Below are 828 nucleotides of genomic sequence, written 5' to 3'. Positions count from 1 at the left end.
AAACTCTTGAAGTTGTATCTGCTGCAGCATCCATAGTCTGTATTGTTCCATTATATGTTTGATCGCTTCCATCAACTGTAACTGTAGCTGCTTGTCCTATTTTCACACTACTTATTTTTTCTTGTGGTACCTGAATTGTTGCATATACAGATGATATATCATTAACAGTTGCAAGGGCTGTACCCGTTGCTGCCATTTGTCCAACATTCATATTTTTACCACTTATTGCACCACTTATTGGTGCCTTAATTACTGTATTAGCTAAATCGCTTTGATACTTTTCTAGCGTTACCTGCTGTGCTTGTATATTGGCTTTCGCTGTTTCAATATTTGCTTGCGCTGTCTGAATACTTGCATTTCCAGAATCATAATCAGCTTTAGCAGAATTTAAAGTTTTTTCTGCTGTTTCAAGATCTGTCTGTGATATAGCTTTGTTATCAAAAAGAGTTTTTTGTCTGTCATAATTACTCTGAGCATCATCTACATTAATTTTCAATTTTTCTAGAGCTACTTGTGCTGAATTTAATGACTGTTCTGATGCCTGTTCCTGTTTTTCATTTACAGCTATTGAAGCTTGCGCGGTTTTTATATTATTTTGTGTATCCTGGTCATCTAAAGTTGCTATAGTATCACCTGCATTTACATATTGTCCATCTTCAACTGATACTGAAACAATCTTTGCTGCAAGCTTACTTGTTACTGTTCCTTGCTGATAAGCTTCTAAAGTAGCTTTATATGTATCTCCCGCATTTTTTTCTGTTGTCTTAGCAGTCTGAACTTCTACTGAAGTTTTACTTACTGTAACTTGAGTCGTCTTGCCTTTTGAAC

Annotated in this window: 1 protein-coding gene; it reads right to left on the bottom strand. The window is 35.5% G+C overall.

What is annotated here, in order from left to right:
* Positions 1-828 (bottom strand): HlyD family efflux transporter periplasmic adaptor subunit (locus CLOBL_RS27280; protein WP_143323979.1); only part of this gene is annotated, 828 nt, incomplete at both ends.

Origin of the sequence: Clostridium sp. BL-8 (genome assembly GCF_002006495.1) — a bacterium.
Classification (GTDB): Bacteria; Bacillota; Clostridia; order Clostridiales; family Clostridiaceae; genus Clostridium.
Note: the sequence above shows the minus strand (reverse complement) of the source record. Positions and strands in the feature narration are given on the sequence as shown.